10 protein-coding genes are annotated in these 15,813 nt (G+C 63.1%); 7 read left to right on the forward strand and 3 right to left on the reverse strand.

The window, feature by feature from the left end:
• Positions 1 to 49 precede the first annotated feature (49 nt).
• The gene (locus ACVIJ6_RS31625) at positions 50 to 874 is read right to left on the reverse strand and encodes a hypothetical protein (RefSeq protein WP_456775916.1); all 825 of its coding nucleotides are present in this window, start codon (positions 872 to 874) and stop codon (positions 50 to 52) included.
• Positions 875 to 1,290: 416 nt separating this feature from the next.
• Here ACVIJ6_RS31625 and ACVIJ6_RS31630 point away from each other — a divergent pair, with 416 nt between their 5' ends.
• The 7 genes from ACVIJ6_RS31630 to ACVIJ6_RS31660 all read left to right on the forward strand — a co-directional run bounded on the left by ACVIJ6_RS31630 (position 1,291) and on the right by ACVIJ6_RS31660 (position 13,190).
• Positions 1,291 to 2,541, forward strand: coding sequence for a class I SAM-dependent methyltransferase (locus tag ACVIJ6_RS31630; RefSeq protein ID WP_456775917.1), 1,251 nt, complete (start codon positions 1,291 to 1,293; stop codon positions 2,539 to 2,541).
• Positions 2,542 to 2,764: 223 nt separating this feature from the next.
• Positions 2,765 to 2,887, forward strand: coding sequence for a hypothetical protein (locus ACVIJ6_RS31635; RefSeq protein WP_283817396.1), 123 nt, complete (start codon positions 2,765 to 2,767; stop codon positions 2,885 to 2,887).
• A gap of 288 nt (positions 2,888 to 3,175) precedes the next feature.
• On the forward strand, positions 3,176 to 4,684 hold the full coding sequence (locus tag ACVIJ6_RS31640; RefSeq protein WP_456775918.1) for a replicative DNA helicase: 1,509 nt from the start codon (positions 3,176 to 3,178) through the stop codon (positions 4,682 to 4,684).
• 45 nt (positions 4,685 to 4,729) lie between these two features.
• Complete coding sequence (gene alr, locus ACVIJ6_RS31645; protein ID WP_456775919.1) at positions 4,730 to 5,914, forward strand: alanine racemase; 1,185 nt, start codon at positions 4,730 to 4,732, stop codon at positions 5,912 to 5,914.
• Positions 5,915 to 6,655: 741 nt separating this feature from the next.
• The gene (locus ACVIJ6_RS31650; protein ID WP_456772807.1) at positions 6,656 to 7,621 is read left to right on the forward strand and encodes an IS110 family RNA-guided transposase; all 966 of its coding nucleotides are present in this window, start codon (positions 6,656 to 6,658) and stop codon (positions 7,619 to 7,621) included.
• Positions 7,622 to 8,182: 561 nt separating this feature from the next.
• Positions 8,183 to 12,184 (forward strand): hypothetical protein, encoded by a 4,002-nt coding sequence (locus ACVIJ6_RS31655; RefSeq protein WP_456775920.1) that lies wholly within the window; start codon positions 8,183 to 8,185, stop codon positions 12,182 to 12,184.
• 49 nt (positions 12,185 to 12,233) lie between these two features.
• Positions 12,234 to 13,190: an IS481 family transposase gene (locus ACVIJ6_RS31660; RefSeq protein WP_456775608.1), complete on the forward strand. Its 957-nt coding sequence runs from the start codon at positions 12,234 to 12,236 to the stop codon at positions 13,188 to 13,190.
• 461 nt (positions 13,191 to 13,651) lie between these two features.
• On the opposite strand, the gene ACVIJ6_RS31665 is transcribed toward ACVIJ6_RS31660, so the two are convergent.
• Complete coding sequence (locus ACVIJ6_RS31665) at positions 13,652 to 14,218, reverse strand: GNAT family N-acetyltransferase (RefSeq protein WP_456775921.1); 567 nt, start codon at positions 14,216 to 14,218, stop codon at positions 13,652 to 13,654.
• Between the two features lie 165 nt (positions 14,219 to 14,383).
• Positions 14,384 to 15,640 carry a 3-phosphoshikimate 1-carboxyvinyltransferase gene (locus ACVIJ6_RS31670; protein ID WP_456775922.1) on the reverse strand — a complete coding sequence of 419 codons (1,257 nt, stop codon included), beginning with the start codon at positions 15,638 to 15,640 and terminating at the stop codon, positions 14,384 to 14,386.
• Positions 15,641 to 15,813: the final 173 nt, after the last annotated feature.

Here is a 15,813-nt window from a genome sequence, read left to right on the forward strand (position 1 = left end):
GGAAGACCATAAAGCCCGGCTCATCGAGCCGGGCTTTTCGTTTGTGTAACTAGCGCGACGGCGAGGACGGCGCCGAGGTATCGTCGGCGCTGCTCGCAGCCGTCGGCACCGCCTGGGTCGTCGCGGGGGCCGGGGTCACCGGCGGAACCGGATCGGCGCGCAGTGCCGGCGCTGCCTCGCTCGAGGTCGCAGGCGCGACCCGCGGCGGTTCGGAGCGCACGACAGAGTCGTCGCGCGCGGCGGCAGGACGCGTGGCGCCAGTCGGCTCGCTGCGGGTCTCGTCAGCCGCCGCCCCATCCTGCGTCGCCGGCTTCTTGCGCTTGCCGTGCCGGCCCTTGGCCGGAGACTGGCCGTCGCCATCGGCCGCAGCCGGGGCCGCACCGGCCTCGGGAGCCGCCTCGGGCTTGCCCTCGGCCGGCGCCGGGCGCTCGGACCGCTTGTGATGGCCGGACCGGCGGCGCGGCTCGGCCGAGCCGCCCGCATCGTCAGCGGCAGGCTTCGCCTCGGACGGCTCGGCGCTCACCGCGGACCGGGCGCGGCGCTCGGCCCGCGTCTCCTTGCCGTCTTTGCCATCCTTGCCCGAATGTCCCGTGGCGCGCGCATCGGCCGCGCCGTTGGCGATCAGGTAGTTGGCGAGCACCCCAGCCATCTCAGGGCTGGTCGTATAATGCTGCCGCAGAAAGCCGGGCAACGAGCTCGCCGACGTGTTCTTGGCCAGACCGCGCGGCGATTTGTGGCAGACCACGCAGGTTCCGTTGAAGATCTGAGCGGGACTCTTGCCCGCGTCGAGATTTTCCTGCGCGCCGGCCCCGCCCGCAAACACCACGCAGAACGCAGCCACCACCGTCGCCAGATTGAGCGCTCGGCCCACCATCCTCATTCTCCAGCTATCGTTTCGCCCACACGGCGTCGCCAGCGCGACACCCGCTGCCGTGTTCCTCTCGCTATCAGGGGAACGTGACAGCGCGCCTTGCGGCCGCTCCTCGATCCTCGATGGCGATCCCTCGACCCCACCGGCCGTCCCATGGCGGAAATCCGCCAACCACAGGCCGGGCGGCATCGTTTTAGCGGATCGCGGAGGGAATGAAAGCGCACAGATGTCCCGCCCCACAACTGTCCTGCCTGGGATGTGATTTCGGAATAACCGCTTTGTCACAAACGCAATGGCGTTCATATGCCCGCCGCGTAACATAACGACCTGATGAATGGGAACCAATCGGTTCTCAACGCGTCGAGTGCGACAGCCGGGAAAGTCAGCATCTCACGGGATAAGCTCGTTGGGTGGTGTGGATGGACCGTTTGCTGCGTCGTCTTTTGTCTCGTTTCATTTGCCGCGGGTCGATCAGTTTTGCGACCGCGGATGGCACGACATTCCGCTGTGGGGATGGAACCGGCGTTCCCGTCGCAGCGCGATTTCTCACCCATGACGCCGAGCGCAGGGTGCTGCTGAACCCCGAACTGGCGCTCGGCGAGCTCTATATGGACGGCAGCTTCGTGATCGAGCAGGGCTCGGTCGCGGACTTCCTGGCGATCGTCATGAGTCAGCCGGCGGCCGTGCCCGACTGGGCCAAGCCGCAATGGTGGCTGCGCTATCTCATCCGGCACCTGGGCCAACTCAACATCCGCGGACGGTCGCGCCAGAACGTGGCGCATCATTACGACCTCGACGGCCGCCTCTACGCGCTGTTCCTCGACGCCGACCGGCAATATTCCTGCGCCTATTTCGAAACGCCGGATGCGACGCTGGACGATGCCCAGCTTGCCAAGAAGCGGCATCTCGCCGCCAAGCTGCTGATCGACCGCAACGATCGCATCCTGGACATCGGCTGCGGCTGGGGCGGGCTCGGCCTCTATCTGGCTGAAATGACCGGAGCCGACGTGACCGGCGTCACCCTGTCGAACGAGCAGCTGCAGGTCGCCAATGCCCGAGCGGCGGAACGCAACCTGTCGGGATCCGCGCGCTTCCTGCTGCAGGATTACCGCGACGTCCCCGGCACGTTCGACCGCATCGTGTCGGTCGGCATGTTCGAACATGTCGGGGTTGCCTTCTACGACACGTTCTTCCGCCGCTGCGCCGAACTGCTGGATGACGAGGGCATCATGGTGCTGCACTCGATCGGCCGCTCCGAAGGGCCGGATGCCACCAATCCATGGATCGCCAAATACATCTTCCCGGGCGGGTACATCCCCGCTTTGTCGGAAGTGTTGCCGGCGATCGAGCGCGCGGGGCTGCTGGTCTGCGACATCGAGGTCCTGCGCCTGCACTACGCGGAGACGCTGAAAGCCTGGCGCGAGCGATTCCTGGCCCGGCGCGAGGAGGCCGTGCAGCTCTATGACGAGCGCTTTGCGCGGATGTGGGAGTTCTATCTGGCGGCCTCGGAGATGGCATTCCGCAAGCAGAACATGATGAACTTCCAGATCCAGCTGACCAAGCGTCAGGGCGTCGTGCCAATGACGCGCGACTACATCCAGCGCGAGGAGGCAAGGCTGCGGACGCTGGAGCGCGGCACGCGTCCAACGCTGCGGATGGCGGGCGAGTAGCCGGGCGCCGCTGCGCTCCGCGACAGCGAGGCGGCGGGCGGAGGCGCTGCGCGCGGTCTCCGCTCGCCCCGCAGGCGCCCCCCGTTTCAATCTCAAGATGCCAGTTCGGTAATCTGCATCTTCCGCACGAATTGCCCCTCATCCATCTCAAACTTTCGAACAAATCGTTCGTTCTGTGAACTGGCTCACAGACCCCGGGAAAGCCCGGCCGTAATGTCCCGGCATGATCAAGAGCCCGACCCAAGCCATGCTGGAACCCCAGACCGACTTCAGCACCGACTACGCGCTGATTGCCGCCGGCGTGGGCGCCTCCCTCATCGCCCTGCTCTATCTGCTGCTGGTCTGACGCCCCGCGCGGATCTTTTGACAGCCGCCACGCGCCAAGGCGCACCGGCCTCCCCCTTCGTCTCGCCCGCCCCCGACTGCGACCCGACGTCAGCTCCTCGTCGATGCACCGGAGTTCCGCTCCGGGACCGACGGCCTTGCCACCGGGGCGAGTCGTCAAGCACGTCATCTGGCGAGTCCGGATTCATCCACCAAATTTACCGGACGGTGAATAGAGACCAGCTTTCGCTTCCGCTTCGCGCGCGACTGGCGCTTTATCCCCTCCCCTTCAAAGCTGCTAAACATCGCCATGGCACTTACCGATTCGAACGTCTTCAAGCTGGCGCCTGCTGACGCGGCGACACCGGCCTACCGTACCGCTCCTCACAATATCGAGGCGGAGCAGGGTCTGCTCGGGGCTATTCTGGTCAATAACGACGCGTTTTACCGCGTGTCCGACTTCCTCGAGCCGAAGCATTTCTTCGAGCCGCTGCATCAGACCATCTTCGAGACGGCCTCCAGCCTGATCCGGATGGGCAAGATCGCGACGCCCGTCACCTTGAAGACGTTCCTGCCGGCCGATGTCGATCTCGGCGGCATGACCGTGGGCCAGTATCTGGCGCGCCTCGCGGCCGAGGCGACCACGATCATTAACGCGCAGGATTATGGCCGCACGATCTACGATCTGTCGTTGCGGCGCGACCTGATCGGCATCGGCGAGGACATGGTCAACGTCGCCTATGACGCGCCGGTCGACTTCGCGCCGCGCAACCAGATCGAGGACGCCGAGCGCCGGCTGTACGAGCTCGCCGAGTCCGGCCGTTATGACGGCGGCTTCCAGAAATTCTCGCAGGCGCTGACCACCGCGCTCGACATGGCCGCGAAGGCCTTCCAGCGCGACGGCAAGCTGTCGGGCATCTCGACCGGCCTGCGCGATCTCGACGCCAAGATGGGCGGCCTGCAGCACTCCGACTTGATCATCCTCGCCGGCCGCCCCGGCATGGGCAAGACCTCGCTCGCCACCAACATCGCCTACAACGTCGCCCAGGCCTATGTTCCCGAATTGCAGCCCGACGGCACCTATCGGGCCGCTCAGGGCGGCGTGGTCGGGTTCTTCTCGTGCGAAATGAGCGGCGAGCAGCTCGCCACCCGTATCATCGCCGAGCGCAGCGGCATTCCGTCGAGCCATATCCGCCGCGGCGGCATCACCGAGGCCGATTTCGAGAAGCTGCGCGAGTGCTCGATCGAGCTGCAGTCGCTGCCGTTCTATGTCGACGAAACCGGCGGCATCTCGATCGCCCAGGTGATGGCGCGCGCCCGCCGCCTGAAGCGCCAGAAGGGCCTCGACCTCCTGGTGATCGACTACATCCAGCTGCTGTCGGGCTCGGGCAAGCGCGGCAACGACAACCGCGTGCAGGAAATCACCGAGATCACCACCAGCTTGAAGGCGCTGGCCAAGGAGCTCAGCGTTCCCATCATCGCGCTGTCGCAGCTGTCGCGTCAGGTCGAGAATCGCGAGGACAAGCGACCGCAGCTGTCGGACCTGCGTGAATCCGGCTCGATCGAACAGGACGCCGACGTGGTGCTGTTCGTCTACCGCGGCGAGTACTATCTGGCCGCCAAGGAGCCGCGCCCCGGCACCGAGGAGCACCAGAAGTGGCAGATGGAAATGGATCTCGCGCTCGGCAAGGCCGAAGTGATCATCGGCAAGCAGCGTCACGGTCCGACCGGCACGGTCGAGCTGCACTTCGACGCCTCCGTCACCCGCTTCGGCGATCTCGCGCATGACGGTCTGCCGCCACAGCATCACGACTATTGACCGTGTGCTGTTGAACCGGGGCACGGTGGCGCGTAAAAGCGCCACATGAGTGTTCCCGAAACGAAACCCGTCGAGTCGCCCGCAGCGGCGGTTGACGATCTGGTGCCTGCCGCCGCCACCGGCGTGCTGACCATCGATCTCGACGCGCTGGCCGCCAATTGGCGCAAGCTGGAAAAGACCGCAGTGCCGGCCGAATGCGCCGGCGTCATCAAGGCCGACGCCTATGGCTGCGGCATCCCCCAGGTGGCGCGCACGCTCGCCGCGGCCGGCTGTAAGACCTTCTTCGTCGCGACGCTGGGCGAGGCCAAGGTCGCACGCAGCGCCCTGCCCGACAGCGCAGCGCTCTACGTCCTCGACGGCTTCTTCCAGAACACAGGCGAAGACTACGCCGCGATCAACTGCCGCCCGGTGATCGGCGACCTCAACGAGCTCGCCGAATGGGACATGTTCTGCCGCCGCACCGGCTGGAAGGGCGGCGCCGCCATCCATGTCGACACCGGCATGAACCGGCTCGGCTTCACGCCGACCGACGCGCAGGGCATGATCCCGCGCATCCAGAGCGGCGACCACGGCATCACCCTGATCATGAGCCATCTCGCTTCGGCCGAGCAGCTCAACAGCCCGTCGAATGCGCGCCAGCTCACCACCTTCCGCGAGGTCGCCAGCGTGTTCACCGGCGTGCCGGCGGCGCTGGCCGCCTCCTCCGGCATCTTCCTCGGCGCCGCCTTCCAGTTCGACATGGTGCGCCCCGGTGCAGCGCTCTACGGGATCAATCCAACGCCGGAGTCCGACAACCCGATGCAGCCGGTCGCCGAGATCAAGGCCCGCATCGTGCAGTTGCGCGACCTCGCCCGCGGCGACACGGTCGGCTATGGCGGCACCTGGACCGCGCGCCGTCCGACGAAGATCGCGATCCTCTCGGCCGGCTATGCCGACGGCTATTTCCGCGCCGCCGGCTCCAATGACGGCACCCGCGGCGCCGACGTCGTCATCGCCGGCCAGCGCTGCCCCGTCGCCGGCCGTGTTTCGATGGACCTGATCGCGGTCGACGTCACCGACCTGCCGCCCAAGGCCGCCCGCCGCGGCCACTTCGCCACCCTGCTCGGCGAAGGCATCACCGTCGACGAACTCGCGCATCATTTCGGCACCATCGGCTACGAGGTCATGACCAATCTCGGCCGGCGCTATCACCGCATCTACAAGGGCGGTGCTGCGGCAGCGGAAGGCTAATCGCCAGCTACAACGCTGTCTGCCTGAGAGGCCCAGAGCGGCCTTCACAGCGTCATTGCGAGCGCAGCGAAACAATCGAGAGTGGTGTGCGGGACTCTGGATTGCTTCGCTGCGCGCTGCGCGCCGCGCTCGCAATGACGGTGCCCACAAAGCATGCGCCTTCGTTCTCGCGGCATGAATCGCCCGAGGCCTGCATCTCATTTTCACCCTCTTCGACAACGAGGGCGCAGGGAATGCCGGGCGCTGGCCGCAACCCATGGCCCGCCTGCAGCAAAAAAGCAGGCGGCAGTCACCACAGGTCCAGCCGTCAACCGGCATTCCCTGCGCGATGGATCGACGTCTTATGCGTACTCTCCCCGGGGATCGGCTGTCTTGCCCCCGTGACCGGCGGATCATCCTCACCGCCGGCGTTGCATCAGCGTCGAGATGCCAGGACCATACGTTTTCGACGTGCGCCCCGAGCCGTTCGTCCGCACGGCCAAGCCATGCTGCGATCCCAAGCGCCCACCGCATCCCACCCCGCGTGTCATGACGATCGCGATACGCCCCTTGTGTTCAGAAAGTCTGTCAGAATGTGCGAACGGGCGGTTCTCGCAAAACCGCCCGTCGCAGGATCTGAGCCCGTAACGCCCCAAACGCGGCAGAGCCTGTTTCAGAGCGAGGGACAGCTCCGGTGATCTTCCTCAACCCGAACAGTTGCAAGGGCCTCGAGCCCATACAAGGCAAGGAAGGGAGTGGATGATGACACAGATCGCAAACGGTGTCGCCGGCATCGATGTGGCCAAGGACAAGGTGGACGGCTGCATTCGCGGTCTCGGACTACGGCAGACGTTCCCGAGCACTCCGCAAGGGCACCGCCAGCTGTTGGCCTTGCTTCGCAAGCACAAGGTGAACAAGGCCGTCATGGAGGCCACTGGCGGCTATGAGCGCGAATGGGCCAAGGTGTTGCGCCAGGCAGGCGTGGAGGTGCGGATCGTCGATCCCAAGCGGGTTCGCAACTTTGCCCTATCGGCCGGTCGACTGGCGAAGAACGACACGATCGATGCGGAGATGATCGCCTGGTTCGCCGAGACGTTCAACGACGCACCGAGCCAGACCTACGACGCTGCCCGCGAGGAACTGGCGGGACTGGTGAAAGCACGCAAGAACCTGATGGATCTGAAAACCCGTCTACAGAACCAGCACGAACATGTCGTGCCGGGATTGGCGCAGAAGGCCCATTCCCAGGTGTTGAAGACGCTCGCGGCACAGATTGCAAAGCTTGAGGCTGCGATCTCGGCCAAGGTCAAGGCCACACCGGAGTTTGCCGAGCGCGCCGAGATCATCGAAAGTGTTCCAGGGCTTGCCGGAACGACCTCCGCGATCCTCATTGCAGGAGCGCCGGAGCTCGGCAAGGTGAGCGACGAGATCGCCGCCGCCCTGATCGGGGTCGCTCCTTACGACGATGACAGTGGCAAGCGCCGAGGCGAGCGCCACATCAAGGGTGGCCGGCGCTGGGTGAGAAACGGCCTGTTTCTTCCCTGCCTCGGCGCAGCAACCCAGCATAATCCGGTGCTCAAGGCCTACTATGAGCGCCTCACCGCCAAGGGCAAGGAGCCGAAAGTTGCGCTCATCGCCTGCATGCGCAAGTTGATCATCATCCTCAACACGATGATCGCCCGCGGGGAGAAGTGGAATCCCAAGCCGCCACGCGTTGCGGTGAGCTGATCGAGCGCCACGCCGCGCTCGGTCCGCGACCGAGCGCATGCCAAGCCAACAGGACGGCGAGCGGACGGGGTCAAGGCCTTCAGCCGCCGAAGGCGGAGGCGCGTCTCGCGCCAGCCTTGAGGCCGGCCGATCGCCGGCCTACCTCAACAGCACAGTTGCTCGTGCCGAGGCGGGACGGTTCTATACAATCATGATTTTCGGAAAAGCGAAAGCCGATTATTTGTGGAGGAAAGACTGGACAAGGTGAGTCGCGTTGAGATCGCAGGGGAATTTCGCCTGATCGAGCGACCATGATCAGCCACTTCGCCGGAGCAGCCCCGGATGGCACGGTTGTCCAGTTGAACGACCGTCCTCCTTAGAAACCATAGAACCGTCTCATTGACGAAGCTCGGATTGACGCCACGAGCAGACTTCGCCATCGAAACGGAAGGTCAACATCCTCGTGCAGCGCCCCCATGCTAACCTACTGCTTAGATTAGCCGAGCGTTGATATTGACTGCCAACTGGGCAGCCATCATTTTTCGATCATATCAGAACTTCGCTTTGCTTTAGGTGACAACAATGCGCAGGTTTCACAGCGCGTCGATCATTCGCATTTTAACAATCATTGGATGTGGATTCATTGCAAGCTCGTCGTTCGCCCAGAATTCGCGGGACTTGATGAACATGTTTGGCGCCATCATGCAGTCGGCGATGGCCCAAGCGAGCCAAACTGAATGGCGTAAGCTTCCTCCGATCACATTGACCTGCGTCGACGAGACACTCCGTCAGCGCGGCATCAGCGTCCAGGTTCTCGTGAATAACGGTATTGGCCCATCAGACACGCGAGTCTCCGACGTCATCGCGAGCTGCCGCGCCCAGGGCGAGCTACGGCAGGCAAACACCCGATCCCAACCGGCGCCGGAGCTTGGCCGGATGAGTCCCGCACCCCCTCCACTGTCTCAGCCCACCGGCGGTCCTTTCAAATATAGAGTGGATAAGGTCCCGCTGGGCAGCACCATTTCGTTCGAAACGCCGAACTATAAAGAGTACCAATGCCGACCGAGCGCCCAGTTTTCAGGCTTTACATGGTGTCAAAAACAGCGAACTGAGCGCACCTCACGAGGAGAGTACCTTTCTTCGTACAGCCTGTTGCACACCGACGAAGGGCGCATTTACTATCTGAACCGCTCCCTGGACCCCGCATTCTTTGACCCGGGAGAAGCAAGCGAAGACATCGATCGCCTGTCGCGGACCTACGGCGAGCAACCTCGCATCATTTCCAGACCCCAGCGTCCAGCCGGAATGAGCGGCGTTATCGCCTATTGGGGCGATGTTGTTCTGGAGCCGCTGGATGCAAATGCCATCGCGACGATCGCCTCGGGTCGAGCCCCTGGAGGCTTACTCGTCGATTTCGCGGGAAACTACCAAGAATCCATACGTCAGAACCTTCCCATATACCGGGTTTCCGGCGGTCCCGGCTTTGTGTGGGCAGAAAGCCATGACGCCAATGGGCTTGGGCGACTGCGCTTCTTCGCTATCGATGCATCAACTCTAGCCACCCGAACGACAGTGGGTCCACAGGCGAATGCCAATCCGTCGCCGCAGATCCCATCTGACCCCTGGAAAGATTGTCAGTCTTCTGACACTGCAGCGCGGCTCGCCGGCTGTACAAAGGTGATCGACGCGAAAGGTGCCGACCGGGTACGCCTTGCCGACGCCTTCGATGGCCGCTGCTCCGCCTACAATCAGAAGCAGGCATATCAACCTGCGCTGTCGGACTGCAAGACTGCCATTGATCTGAACCCGAAATACTCCTACGCCTACGCCAATCTCGGCGCGGCCTATTTGGGCCTGAATGACGCGGCAAACGCTGTATCAGCCCTGAATAAGGCCATCGCCCTAAAGACGAACTTCATCTGGTCTCGCCTCTCTCGCGCCAAAGCTCTCGAAGCATCCGGCTCGAACACGGATGACGCGCTCAAAGACTATCAATACGCTCTGCTGATCGATCCCACAAATCAGGTGGCCAAGGATGGGGCTGCAAGGCTGACGACGATGACAGCATCGCCATCGGCGGAAACCGCAGCTTCGTGCTTGGGCGACACAAACGAGCAGGCAGCGCGCATCGCCGCAGGCACAGTTGCTACGTCCGGGACAGCCATGGAAATAGCTGTTGCCGCCATTTCTTCCAGTGCTCAGACGTACCGTGCCAAACTGGACGCTCAACTCGCCCAGATCGACCAATTGAGCCGGGACATAGAGGCTGCCGAGAAGCAACAATCGGCTCTCACACAGCCAGCTGACGAGCGCCGGAAGCTCTTGATGGACGTGCAAAAACTGAGCGATGCTGTCGCCGAAAGCCAAGCTCGGCTGAATGCCGTCTCTGAAAAGGTCACTGAGCGCGAGCACGAACTCAAGGCAGAACCGACCAAAGCTCGGCAACGGGAGATGAAACAGGAACTGGAGCGACTGCGGCCGACAATGACTGCCGCCGAGCAGGACCTCAATCGACGCTCCTCGGAGCGGGACAATGCATCTTCAAGAGCTCAGCAACGAGGCGCGGACATCGCGAAAGCGCTGGCACGGTCCGAGTCCATCCGTGCCGCCAAAGAAGGCGCTGAGAGCTGCGCAAGGCAAATCCGAGCGGGCATCGATGCACTCGACCAAAAGGCAGACGAGATCCGGCAGAAGCAGAGGGAAGAAGCTGCAAACGCTGTACGCGTCAACGCCGAGAACACCCTGGGCGACTTATCTGAGTTCGCGCAGAAGAACGCCAGCCTAGTACCCCTTGAAGTGGGACCGCTTGTCGCCGCATTAAAGGCGGCGCTCAGCACCAAAGATCCAAGCAAGACGTCAGAAGCGCTCTCCGCCTTACAACGTCGCCTCGAGGAAATTCCGGAGTTCAAACGTTTTCGAATCTCTCGGGAAGAAGCGCGCCAGGAATCCGCAAAAGCCGAGTTAGATCAACTCTCTGACACCGCGCGAACAATTTCTGACTTTTCTGAAAGTTACGCAAAGCGGAACATTACCTCCGATAACGTGCAGACCCTCATCAAACTGAAAGCTCGCTTGTCTGAAGTGCTCGTCCGTCCGGAAACGAATGCTCTCAAGCAAGCCATCTCCGACTCCGAGCGAGAATTGGCCCAATTGCGCCTTCAACAGGACTACCACGACTATCGAGCCAAACATCCGATACAGAGTCGGAATTCTCTGCCAGCGGCAACCGATCGTAACCGTCTGCTCGTGGACGGCCCCCTGGATGAGACCTTGATCCTCGTGAACGAAAGCGGCCAAGCGAACGTGGTGAGAAATATCCGTGGTGACCTCGTATTCGACCGCGGCAGCGCAACATTGTGCTTTCTGCATGACGCCAACCTCGACGCCTTCGGCATGTCCGAGCTCAAAGCCAAAATCTCCGAGAAAGGTGTCCGTACGTTCGAAGTATCGGCATCCCCATGCGCGGCAGATCGCCTGGAGCGCTACGATCTCGTTGCCGTCAACAGAGGTCTGTTTGCGACACTTCCGGCCAATGTTGCGAGCGCCATTCTGAAGGCTGTCGACAGAGGTCTTTTCACGCTGCTTGGGAGCCTTAGCGACCGCGAGTTGCAGACCGCGAGGAACGCGGACAGCATCAAGAGTCTTCAACTCGAGAACGATCTACAAAAACGAGCCATCGACGGCTTTGGTTTCGTCTCGATTGCGAACGGAACTTCTGTCGTGTGTCAAGCGGTCTCCGATCACCAGAAAGCCCATGAGAGCCTTATCACTCGCGCCGCTGATCGGCTGCAGATTGAGCTTGGCTCCGCGCCGAAGGTCATTTCTACTTCGATCGAGACCGCCTTTGTGTCGACCAAGCGCGGTCAGTGCGGAGCGATTTACAGCTCCTCCAAGGATTTGCGCGATTTGATTACGGGCTTGCAGCGAGACAAACTCAACTATCATGTCCTGCCGATTTGGTTCACTACCGTCGACCTTGAGGCGGAAACAAAGAATGTCGCTGAAGCCGAAGCCAGATCGCTGCGCGAAGAACAGCAATTGGACCAGAGGAGGAAAGATGATCAGTTGCGCGCGGAACTCCGACTGAGGCAATCCGGCGAGGAAAAGCGCGACCGGCAAGACAAACTGCAGAAGGAGAACGGCGCGTTAGCGCGAGGGCTGCAGGAGCTCATAACGGATCGCGTAAAGGAATTTGCGGAGAACAGCGAACGCGCCGACAGAACCTATGTGAGGCAGTGGTGGCCGGCATTGGCGACGTGGTACCTGGAGCAGATTGCCAACGACTGGGAACTGGAAAGCGTGGCCAGCGAATTGCGTGACTATGGAACGGTGAAATGGAAGAATCGGATTCTTGAAGCTGGTTTCATCGCGCTCACGTTCAAGGTGAAGAACAGAGCGCTGGGTGAGCACCAGCAGAAGTGTTTCACCGTCGGTTACATCGCAGACCGTGAATTTGAGGTGGCTCGGGATCCGATCGCAGTGCCCTGCGAAGATGACGTCGCAGTCAGCCGCTATAAGACTGCGCGCGACTTCTCAAGTAGGTGGCTAGCTGTGGTCTTCCAGGAGGTTGTCCATCCGGTCTGAACCGAGGAAGCTGAGGTTGCGAAGCTTCAGTGTTCCAAGGAGAGACCAGATGGACGTCCACAAGAATGCGCCTATGACACCGAAAGGTCGAGAGGCGATGGTGCGCAGTGTCGTAGACGGTGGGCTGAGCTATGCTGAAGCTGCTTACCAGTACAATACGACGCCGAAGACCGTAGCCAAATGGGTGAGGCGGTTCCGCGAGGAAGGTGTCGAGGGATTGCTCGATCGCTCCTCCAGACCGCACTCATCGCCAGGCCAAACCACTGCTGCCACATGTACCGCTATCGAGGCTCTGCGCCGTCAGCGCCACACCGGCAAGCAGATTGCGGCTGAGGTTAAGGTGTCGCCGGCCACGGTCAGCCGCGTTCTGCGACGGCTGGGGCTGAACCGAATCCGTGATCTGGAGCCGATCGAACCGGTGCGTCGCTATGAGCACGCTGCGCCCGGCGAGATGATCCATATCGATATCAAAAAGCTCGGCCGTTTCGCGCAAAGCGGCCATCGCGTCACCGGTAATCGGAACGGTTATAGTCATTGTCGCGGTCTTGGCTGGGAGTACATGCATGTCTGCATCGATGACCACTCCCGTGTCGCTTTTTCACAGCTCAAGCCGGATCAGACCGCCGAGAGTGCTGTTGCGTTTCTCAAGGCCGCTGTCGCTCACTACAAGAGCTTGGGCGTTACCGTCACCCGCGTCATGACTGACAACGGAGGCTGCTATATCGGCTTCGATTTCGATAAGGCCTGCCGCGATATTGGTCTCAAGCATATCCGCACCAAGCCCTACACGCCCAGAACCAATGGCAAGGCTGAACGCTTTATCCAGACAGCGCTCCGGGAGTGGGCTTATGCACACACCTATCCCACTTCCGATCAGCGCGCCGCGCAACTGCCCATCTGGCTGCACCAGTATAATTGGCACCGGCCTCACGGCGGCATAAACTCCCAGCCGCCTATCAGCAGACTCGGTTTAACCGAGGACAACCTCCTGAGGCTCCACAGCTAGCCAACTAAGGCAAGCTCGTTCGAGGCGCGTTAACGAAGCGCGCAAGGAAACTTGGCCTTGCCGCTGCTTCATGCCGGGCAGCGGCGGTACCAACTTATCATTACTGCTCAAGTCCTATCAAGCCAGGCTCGATATCCCAGGCGCGGCCGGTGGGGCGTAGGGGCTGGCAGGAGCTAGCCCCTCGAAGCTTCGTATTTCTCCGTCCGCTGCGGAGAAATCGTCCCGGCTGTTGAAGCTGCGGCGGACGGCGATGCAGCGGCAGCCGGCCGCTTTCGCCGACTTCAGCCCTGCCAGCGAGTCCTCGAATACCCGCGTCGTCGTCGCATCCACGCTCAATCGCGACAGGGCGAGCAGATGCCAGCGCGCGGGCCTTCAAGACCTCGCTGGCTGCGAGCGTGCCGTCGAGATCGAACAGGAAGGCTTTCGTGGTCGCCTCACGGTGGCGACGGCCGGACGAGGTCTCATGGGGCGGCTCTGCCACGCGCATCCGTCTTCAGCAACGCATACAGCATGTCGTCGCGCCATTCGCCGCCGACGCGCTGGTGGTCGCGCAGCCGACCTTCGCAGCGGAAGCCGAGCTTTTCGGCCAGTTTGCGCGACGCGGCGTTGTCGGGATGGATCAAAGCCTGCACGCGGTGCAGGCCGAGCTCACCGAAGCAGAAGTCGAGCATCGCAGCGACAGCCTCGGTGGCGATGCCGTCGCGCTGCCGGGCGGGATCGACGATGTAGCCGATCGTGACGCGCCGTTGGCGCATGTGACCGTCGTGGTAGTTGACCATGCCGATGCAGAGGTCGGTTCCGGCCTCGGCGATCGCCCAGAACCGGTAGTAGGACGGCGTGCAATCGATGAAGCGGCGAACGGCGCGCTCGCTCTCGCTCGGCCTGGTATGCACCTGATGATCCCAGAACCGCATCGCGTCTCTGTCGCTGAAGCAGCGGTGCATGGCGGCGGTGTCGTCCTCACGGAACTGGCGCAGCCGCAGCCGGGCCGTCGAGAGGATCGGATGCGGGATCTGCGGTTTGGCCATGCCGGGGCTCTGCGACGCGGGTGGACCGAAGCTAACAGCAAACCCGCAGGGAGCACCACCTCGGGTCGACCAGCGAACTCGCGATTTTGCCGCGCGGTGTCTCTCGTCCGCATGACGCGACGTCAAATCGCGGCTCAAAGCGCGCGCAAGACCGCGCGTCACCACTTACAGCTGCCGCGTCTCCACGCCCAGCGCGCGCAGCGCATCCCAATAGCCGGGATAGGTCTTGCCGACGCAGGCCGGGTCGAGAATGACGATACCGCCGATCCGCAAGGCGGCGAGCGCGAAGCTCATCGCGATGCGGTGGTCTTCGTAGGTCTCGATGCGCGCCGGCAGCGTCTGTCCGGCGAGGCCGGGATCGGCCGCGACGATCAGATCGTCGCTGTCCTCGCGGCCGAGGCCGGGACGGATGCGCGACAATTCCGTCGCCAGCGCGCGGATTCGGTCGCATTCCTTGACCCGCAGATTGGCGATGCCCGTGAAACGCACCGGTGTCGCGTTGAACGCCGCCAGCACCGCCAGCGTCGGGACGGCGTCCTGCATCTGCGATCCGTCGATGACGGCGGGCAGATGCGGGAACATCCTGATCAGTTGAGCCGCCTTCGCATCCGGTTGCGTGAAGGCCTCGATCGGAACACCGAGGTCGATGCGGCCCTGGGTCAGCGCCTCCGCGGCCCACAGATAGGTCGAGGCGGAGGCATCGGGCTCGATGACGAAGTCGGTCGCGGTGTAGCCGGTCGGCGCGATCCGCCACGTGGTGCGGTCGACGAGCGTGACCTCGGCTCCGAACGCCGTCATGGCCGCGACCGTGAGGTCGACATAGCCGCGCGCGTCGAGATCCTTGCCGGCGAGCACGACATCGATCGGGCCCTGGCCATTAGCGGCGGCCATCAGCATCGCCGAGACATATTGGCTCGACAAGGCCCCGTCGATCTCGACCCGGCCGGAACCGAAATGCCCGCGCCCCTGCACCGTGACCGGCGGGCAGCCGGTCGGCGCGGCGGCCGCGATGCCGAGCGATTGCATCGCCGTCAGCAGCGGTCCGATCGGGCGCTTGCGCATCGCCTCGTCGCCGTCGAGGATCACCGTGCCGTCGCAGAGCGCCGCCGCCGCGGTGAGAAAGCGCATCGCGGTGCCGGCATTGCCGAGCATCAGCGGCTGATCCGGCCTGCTCAGCCTGCCCGGACTGGTCACGACAAAGCTGGTCTCGTCGGGCTCGTCGACCGCAACGCCCATCTGCCGCAGCGCAGCCGCCATCAAGGTCGTATCCCGCGACTTCAGCGCACCGGTCAGACGGCTGGTGCCGCGCGCGAGCGCTGCGAGCAGCAGGGCGCGATTGGTGATCGACTTGCTGCCGGGCGGAATGACCCGCCCGACGAGCGGGTGCGCGGGCGGAATGATGGCGAGTGGAGGCGAGGACATCTTTACGCCAGTGACATAGGCCGGGCGCCGGCGCAAGCGGGCACGGACCGGACGATCCTTGCCGCCTCCCCGGCCGGCTTGATCGCGCTGTCGCGATCCTCGCATATGCGGAAGGACATCGAACCGTCACCCCGCCGTCATCTCTATTTCGTCGCGGATTGCTCTGTGCTCGC

This window comes from Bradyrhizobium sp. USDA 4369 (genome assembly GCF_054056435.1).